At 52.8% G+C, this 745-nt stretch carries 1 protein-coding gene; it reads right to left on the bottom strand.

Going from position 1 to position 745, the window contains the following annotated elements:
• Positions 1-183 precede the first annotated feature (183 nt).
• Positions 184-558 carry a hypothetical protein gene (locus tag IE099_RS20645; protein WP_189574759.1) on the bottom strand — a complete coding sequence of 125 codons (375 nt, stop codon included), beginning with the start codon at positions 556-558 and terminating at the stop codon, positions 184-186.
• Positions 559-745 lie beyond the last annotated feature (187 nt).

Genomic DNA, 745 nt, shown 5'->3' with positions numbered 1-745 from the left:
TAAATCCAACGTTCCACTGTCTCGTCAAAGCTGAAAAAATCGTCCTAATAATACGATTCTAAGCGAACGTTCAAGCACACCCAATCCGACCGACTCAGCGCACTTTCGCTACTTCTACCACACTCCCTCCTCCCGTCAACCTCCGACTCGCCAGCGCGGTCGGATTTGTGGTGCTGCGCATTGTTAGCCCAGCTCGTCGAATTCTTTGGGGTCGTTCCCTTTCCTTGTGACAAGATAGACTCCGTATGCAATTGGACCAGCAGTAAGAACCAGCAAAGAACCTCGGGTGAAAATCAGCCCAACAATCAGGGGAACTGCACCAACAAGAATCCAAATCGCTCCAAGTATCAAGTAACGCCGCTTCTGTTCACGAACAAGAACGCTAGCCCGCTCAATAACCAGCCTAAGCACCTCCTTCTGCTCATCCGTATCCCTAACCTCGGTAGTGATAGTGGTCCGAATCCGCCCCTCCGTGACCCTCCCTCCTGCTAGTGAAAGCGCTAAACGCTCGATCCTCGCTCCTTGAATTTGCGCAAGACTGGGTCTTTCGTATTCCATCGCCGTTTGGTTGTCGTTCACTCGGAGTCCGACTCGGGAATGAATGCCCCTTCGTCAACGCACAGAGGATATTTTCAGGCTAACGTCTCAGCACACCCAATCCGACCGACTCAGCGCGCTTTCAATACTTCTATCACCTTCCATCCTCCCGTCAACCCCCGACTCGCCAGCGCGGTCGGATTTGTGG

The sequence above is a fragment of the Roseibacillus persicicus genome (assembly GCF_014651675.1).
Taxonomy (GTDB): Bacteria; Verrucomicrobiota; Verrucomicrobiia; order Verrucomicrobiales; family Akkermansiaceae; genus Roseibacillus; species Roseibacillus persicicus.
The sequence above is the reverse complement of the archived record's forward strand: the minus strand, read 5'-3'. Positions and strand labels throughout refer to the sequence as shown.